Origin of the sequence: Streptomyces sp. NPDC005784 (assembly GCF_042871525.1) — a bacterium.
In the GTDB taxonomy this organism is placed as follows: domain Bacteria; phylum Actinomycetota; class Actinomycetes; order Streptomycetales; family Streptomycetaceae; genus Streptomyces.
Window position 1 is genome coordinate 21095 of the sequence record NZ_JBIAIQ010000066.1, and the last position, 6598, is coordinate 27692.

Annotated in this window: 5 protein-coding genes and 2 pseudogenes; 2 read left to right on the forward strand and 5 right to left on the reverse strand. The window is 70.6% G+C overall.

The genetic code is table 11. From position 1 onward, the window contains the following. Positions 1-2: 2 nt before the first annotated feature. Both ACFYR3_RS43410 and ACFYR3_RS43415 read right to left on the reverse strand, forming a co-directional pair. A complete protein-coding gene (locus ACFYR3_RS43410; RefSeq protein ID WP_355839299.1) occupies positions 3-728 on the reverse strand; it encodes a response regulator transcription factor in 726 nt (241 codons plus the stop codon). Positions 729-781: 53 nt separating this feature from the next. Next, a complete protein-coding gene (locus ACFYR3_RS43415) occupies positions 782-1657 on the reverse strand; it encodes a universal stress protein (protein ID WP_389287849.1) in 876 nt (291 codons plus the stop codon). A 373-nt stretch (positions 1658-2030) separates the two neighbouring features. Between ACFYR3_RS43415 and ACFYR3_RS43420 the strand changes: the two are divergent. Next, positions 2031-2503 (forward strand): annotated as a pseudogene (locus tag ACFYR3_RS43420) (histidine kinase); the annotation flags it as partial. A 148-nt stretch (positions 2504-2651) separates the two neighbouring features. Here ACFYR3_RS43420 and ACFYR3_RS43425 read toward each other — a convergent pair. Together ACFYR3_RS43425 and ACFYR3_RS43430 are read right to left on the reverse strand one after the other, a co-directional pair. Next, positions 2652-3116, reverse strand: a complete 465-nt coding sequence (locus ACFYR3_RS43425) for a CBS domain-containing protein (protein WP_389287851.1) — start codon at positions 3114-3116, stop codon at positions 2652-2654. A gap of 30 nt (positions 3117-3146) precedes the next feature. Beyond that, positions 3147-4136 (reverse strand): Acg family FMN-binding oxidoreductase, encoded by a 990-nt coding sequence (locus ACFYR3_RS43430; protein WP_389287853.1) that lies wholly within the window; start codon positions 4134-4136, stop codon positions 3147-3149. Between the two features lie 230 nt (positions 4137-4366). Between ACFYR3_RS43430 and ACFYR3_RS43435 the strand changes: the two genes are divergently transcribed. Next, positions 4367-5413, forward strand: coding sequence for a universal stress protein (locus tag ACFYR3_RS43435; protein WP_389287855.1), 1047 nt, complete (start codon positions 4367-4369; stop codon positions 5411-5413). Between the two features lie 89 nt (positions 5414-5502). Here ACFYR3_RS43435 and ACFYR3_RS43440 read toward each other — a convergent pair. Further along, positions 5503-6018 (reverse strand): annotated as a pseudogene (locus tag ACFYR3_RS43440) (sigma factor); the annotation flags it as partial. Between the last annotated feature and the right edge of the window lie 580 nt (positions 6019-6598).

Consider the following 6598-nt stretch of genomic DNA (forward strand, 5'->3'; position numbering starts at 1 on the left):
GGCTACTCCCGGGGTGCCTGAGGCGGCTGGGGTTCCCCGGGCGCCTCGACCCCTCCGAGTCGGAAGCCGTGCCCGTATACGGTCTCGATCAGGCCCGGCGCCCCGAGCTTGCGGCGCAACGCGGCGATGTGCACGTCCAGCACCTTCGTCGGCCCGTACCAATGGGCGTCCCAGGCCCGCTCCAGGATCTGCTGCCGGCTGACCACCCGGCCCGGATCGGCGGCCAGGCACTCCAGAATGCCGAACTCCTTCGGCGTCAGCGCCACCGCACGTCCGCCCATCGACACCCGACGGGTGCGCAGGTCCAGTTCCAGCGGCCCGTGCCGGACGATCTCCGGTCCGGCCGGGCGCCGCCGGCGCAGCACCGCGCGCATCCTTGCGAGAAGTTCGGCCAGCCCGAACGGCTTCACCAGATAGTCGTCCGCCCCCTGGTCGAGGGCCACCACCCGGTCCGCCTCCTCGCCTCGCGCGGTCACCGCGATGATCGCGGCATCCGACCGGGCGCGCAGCCTCCGGCACACCTCGACACCGTCGATGTCCGGCAGCCCGAGATCCAGCAGGACGACGTCGGGGGCGTCGGCCGCCAGGGCGGCCCTGCCGCTCCGCACGTCCTCGACGGTGTAACCGGCCTGCCGCAGTCCGCGCGCCAATGACTCCGCGATTCCCCGGTCGTCCTCCACGACCAGCACCCTCGTCTCCTCGCCCGCGCCGGCGGTCTGAGCATTCATGTGCGTACCCGCCTCCTCCCGGACGGTGGGGCCGACGGCACCGCGTCGGGCGATCAGGCCCGGTTGGGTACGACCGCCACCGGGCAGGCGGCGTGGTGCAGCAGGGTGTGGCTCACACGGCCGAGCTGGAACCCGAAGCGACCGGACCTGCGACGTGCTCCGAGGACCACGAGGTCGGCGGCGGCCGAGCGATGGACCAGCACCTTGCGCGCCGCCCCCTCGACCGTCGTCCGGCGCAACCGCACGTCCGGATGGGCGGCGGACGCGTCGGCGACGAGGTTCTCGATGAGGGCGGCGGCCTCCTTCTCGTGCTGATGCTCCGGATCCTCGGCAGACGCGATGTCGTCGGCCGCTTCCCGGGCCGGGCACCGCCAGGCCCGGACGACATCCAGCTCACACCCGCGGACCACGGCTTCCCGGAACGCGAATGCGACCGCTTCCCGGCAGGTGTCGGGGTCACCGGCACCGAGCAGGATGCGCTCGTGGGATCCGGCCAGCGCCGCCTTGTCGCCCCTGACCACGATGACCGGGCAGTCGGCGCGCGCCGCGACGGCCAGACTCACGGAGCCGAGCAGCGTGCCCTTCAGCTCTCCCCTGCCGCGCGAACCGGTGATCACGGCGGTGGCGTTGCGGGCTTCGTCCAGAAGCGTCGAAACGACTTCGGCCGGCACTGTCTCCGTGAAGACTTCCAGATCGGGGTGGTGCCGGCGAACCCGCTCCGCCGCCGAAGCGACGATGTGCTCCGCCAGCACCTGCTCGGAGGAGCGTTCCCTGCTCAGGGTCGGCAACGCTCCCTCGTACCGCTCCCACAGGGACGCGTGGACCAGCCGCAGCGGAAGCCGGCCGCGCGTGGCCAGGTCCACCGCCCAGTCGATGGCCAGGAGGCTGCCGTCCGATCCGTCGACGCCCACGACAAGGGGGAGTGCCATGCTCTCCACCGCCTTCTTTCTTGTCCGCTCATGCGCGGTAGGGGGTGTCACTCCCACGGTGACTCCTGCCGACGGGCGGACGGCAGGGGCCATTCAGCCCCCACCCCCGACTTTCAGCCCCGGCGGTGGGGGCACGGCCGGGCCGCCGTCCGGCTTACCGGCTCCGGCCGTGGAGGACAACCGTTGGAAGGGACCCCAGTCCGACCGATGCGCGCCGACCGGGACGTACCGAGAAGTCGGAGAGAGCATGGCGCAGACCCCGAGCGAGTTCCGCGAAGTGCTGCCGCACCTGAAACTCGACGATCTGCTGGATGAGCTTCAGGCCCGCCTCAGCACCACCCGGGGCAACCCGATCGCGTGCACGACCTCCTGCTCCGCTCTGGCGGCGGTCGCGCTGCCCGTGGAGGGCAGCAGGTCGCTCGCCGTGGAGATCGCCGTGGGCGTGGACGCGGCAGCACACCGCGGACTGGTGCTGCCCCTGGAGAGGACCCTGATGGGACTGGCCTTCTCCCATGCCGCGCCCGTCAACAGCGACGACATCACCCAGGACGAGCGGATATCTCCCGAACCACCGCGTTTCCAGGGGCTCGGTCCGGCGGCGGCCGTCCCCATCGGTACCGGCGCGGCCGACCTGAGAGGAGTGGTGCTCCTGGCCCGCGAGGCCGGCGGGCAGGTCCTCTCCGACAACGTGACCTCGCTGTCGCAGGGGTTCGCGGCACAGGCCGCGATCGCGATGGAACTCGCCGAGCGGCGGCGGGACGCCGAGCAGATCGCCGTGCTCCAGATCGCGACCGGATCGCCCGCGACCTGCACGATCTGGCCACTCGGCGGCCTGCTGGAGTTGGGCACATCCCGCAGCGGTGGCGCATCGGTCTGCTGGCGCGTTCCGCTGCCGGCGGGGGAGAGGAACGCACAGGGGACGCGGCACGTAGCACCATGTTCCGGGTACGCGGCGGCCCGGATGCCGGTCGTGACCGCCCGGACGCCGCGCCCCCTACGGCGAGACCGGTCTGCCGCCGTCGGCCCGTGAAGGCGTCTTCGGTGGTTCTTGCAGGATGCTCCAGGCGACCGGGCCGAGCAGGTCGGTGAGCCGTCGGAAGACGTCGAGAAGCAGGTCGTCGACCGCCAGCACCCCCACCACCCGGCCCCCGTCCAGAACCGGCAGCCGACGGACACCTGTCCGGCGGAACGTCCGGTAGGCCACCTGGAGGTCGTCGTCGGCGTCGACCGTGACGGCGGACGGCGACATGACCGTGTCCACCCGCGCTCCCGGGTCCAGGCCCGCGCCCATGCCGCGCACGGCGAGATCGCGGTCGGTGACTATGCCGTGCAGCACTCCGTCCCGGACCACGAGAACCGATCCGACGGCGCGTTCGGCCATCTGCCCGGCCACCTCGGCCAAGGTGACGTCAGGTGCCACGCACACCGGGGGAGTCGTCATCACCTGTGCGATCTTCATGAGACTGCTCCTCGCTGATGTGGGGCGACGTCAGAGGAAGTCGAGTACGTCTGCCACCGGCCGCCGCGGGCTCGCCGCGCCCTCGGGGCCGTGGCCGAGCCGGATCACCATCTGGACGTTCGCCATGGCGGAGAGCGGGTCGCGGACGGCCCACCGGATGTCCTGCCACTCCAGTGGCTGGGAGGTGATGGAGGCGACGAGTCCGTCCGCGGTGGCCTGGAGCAGAACCCGCTCCAGCGCCTGACCCGCGCACAGCCAGTCGACGGGTTCGTCACGGGCCGTCCCGAGCAGAGCGATGTTCGGATTCTTCTCGAAAGCTTTCCTGTCGCGCCCCGGCATCGGACGGCCGACGGCGAAATCACGTACGGGGGCCGATCTGCCGCGCTGCCGCGGCCCGAACGCCTCGCCGGGGATGCCGTCCGCCGCCGTGGTGTCGGCCGACGGCTCCGTACGCGTCCAGCGCACCGTCTCCGCGTGTACTGCCGGATCGAGTGCTTCCGAGTCCTCGGCGTCCCGGATCAGGTCGAGGATCGACCGCACATGCCAGGGGTCGGGGAAGAACAGTTCCGCGGCTTCGAGGCGGGCCGCCTCGGACAGCCGATCTCTCGTGGCGGCAGGGATCTCCTCGTCGCGGAAGGGGAAGCGGCTGGAGTGCCGGCGCCGGATCGAGGGGGCCAGTCGCGCGAGTTGGTCACCGGGGGGCCCGGTGCCGGACAGACGCACCTCGGCGAGGAGTTCGGGGGAGGCGGGATCGGGCAGCAGCAGCACCCTCGGCGTCAGCCCGGCCGCCGCAGCGGCCACCCGCAGATTGAACAAAGCGGCGCCGCAGCCCATGAGTAGGCCCCGGTTCTCCGGATCCGTGTGCGGGAGCGCGCGCTCCGGGTCGGCGTAGAGCCGGATGACGCCCGTGTCCCGCGCACAGCGGAACACCCAGGGCTGGGCATTGTGCAGCGAGGGCGCGGCGACGGCGTCCGTCACGAGCGCGGTGATGGTGCCCATGTCGAGAGGTTCTGCGTTCACGGTGCCTTCCCTTCGTGTGGCTCCTCGTCCCACCCCCTGGGTTCCGCAGACGGCGATCTCGCCGCCGACACCTCCATGAAAGACCTTTGAAGCATCCGCCCGGCAGGAGCCATTGGTCCTCACAACGGGTCCTTGCGGGGCCGTTCGGCCCAGCCTGGGGGACGAACGGCCACCACCCGGGCTTGCGCGCGCGGTGTCACCGTGGAATGACCCTGAACCTTGGAGGGATCATGGTTACCGTGCACGGACCGGTCGTCGTGGGGGCGGATGGATCCGAGAGCGCCGCGACGGCCGTGCGGTGGGCCGCCCTCGAGGCCGCGTGCAGGGGGGCGCCGCTGCACATCGTGTGTGCCACCGCGCTGGACACCCTGGTCGCGGACGTGCCCTCCGAATCCGTGGCCCGGCGAGTGCTCGACGCCGGTTCGGCCACCGTGGAGAGCGCTGTCGCGGTGGCGGAGGGCGAGGCGCCCGGCATCCGCGTCGTCCCCGTGGTCAGCCGTGAGGCCGCCGCGCAGGCATTGCTCGAAGCCGCGGGCGACAACGGCCTCATCGTGGTGGGTACCCGCGGGGCCGGCGGCTTCGCCGCACTTCTGGTCGGATCGGTCGGGCTCTGTGTGGCCGCCTACGCGAAGGGTCCCGTGGTCGTGGTGCGCGGCGAGCGCGATCACGTCACCACAGGAGTCGTCCTCGTCGCCGTACGCGACGAGCGGGATCTCGGTGTGCTGCGCTTCGCGGCGCAGACCGCCGTCCGGCACAAGGCCTCGCTGCGCGTGCTGAGCACCTACGCCTACTACCAGTACGCGGGAAGCATGGTTCCGTTGCTCGGTGACCTCAGCGAGGTCGCAGAGGAGCAGGCGAGCTACGCCAACCGCCTCATAGCACCCGTACGGGACGAGTTTCCCGGTCTGACGGTGACCAGCGATCTGGTCCAGGCCCACTCCCCGGCCGGAGCCCTCGTCGACGCCTCCGCCCACGTGGATCTGGTCGTGGTCGGAGCCCGTCGGGCCGCGCACGCCCCCGGGGCACCGCTGGGACACGTCGTCCACGCCGTGCTGCACCACGCACACCTGTCCCGTGGCGGTGGTCCCTCACGGCGAGCTTCACCCTTCCGAGAGCTGACCGGCCCGCCGGCACGGCCAGGCCCGGCTCGTGGCCCGCGTCAGCGAACAGACCGCCCCCGGCCAGGTGCTCAGCTCCTTTCACTTCCCCGGAAGCGGGGTGAACCGCCTCACGTCCTGCCCGAGTGCAAGGTCACCGCGGTACGCCTCCTGCCGTGACGAGCCCGGTACCGCCGAGGGAGACCCGTCACTGCCTCCGCTTCTCCTCAGCTCTCCGGCAGCCCACGCGGTCTTACACGCGCTGACGATCGCCGCCCTCGCGGCGCACTACGTCGCCGTCTCACGTAGCGCATGTGGATGATGCGGCGTTCGCGGTCGTCGAGTCCGGCGATCATGGGGCGAGGGCGGCCTCACCGTCTTCGCTGAATGACGTCCTTTTCCGACAGGGACATCAGTTCGGACAGCTCCCGTGTGGTGGGCCTGCGGCCGAGCCGGCTGCGAAGCTCCTCGGTGGCCTTGGCCAGCTGAGCGCGTGCTTCCTGCAGGCGGCGCGGGACGTGGACGGCCCCTGTGGTGTCGCGGAAGAAGCGCTTAATCTCGCCGACGATGTACGGGACGGCGAAAGGGGTGAACTCGACCTCGCGGGTGAGTTCGAAGCGGTCGATGGCCTTGATGAGGCCGATGGTGCCGACCTGGACGATGTCCTCCAAGAAGAACAGCTTCGACAACTCGCGGGCATCCTTCGGAGAGACCTGCGACGGGTCACTGATCTCCGGCAGTACGACGGTCTGCTTCTGTTCTTTCCCTGCCCGAACCAGCGCGATGGCACGGGCGCGGAACTCAGCGGGATAGGCGCGGGGCTGAAAGGCATCTGGTCGCTGTTGCGGCGCGGGCCGATGGCCAACACCGCGTTCAGCGACCCCGACCACCTTGCACGTGCCCTCCGCCGCGGGCTTGCCCATCTCCAGCGCCATCCCGAACTCATCAACGGCTGCCTCACCGAGACTGGACTGACCATCACTTCACACCAACCGAACCCAACCTGAAAAGCTCAGTAACGGTAGTTCGTTGAATCCGGCGGTGGTGTGGGTTGACGACAGGTCTGGTTGGTCGTAGGCCGGTGGTAGGCGTCAACTGCCTGGCTGGGGGCTGAAGATGACTGCTCGCCGTCCGTGTCCGCCTGCGCCGGGGCCATTGGAGGAGTACGCGGCCCGGTTCGACGACCTCTTCTTCAGCCTGGCCCAGCGGCGAGGGTTTCGCGAGTACCTGACCGGGCTGCTGGCGCCACGGGAGCGGAACAAGACGATCACCTAATCCCCTTGTAGCAGCAGGTCCGCGAAGCTCTGGCTCTTCGGACCTGTTCGAGTACTGGGGCCGTTGACATCTTGCTTCAGCGCGGCAGGC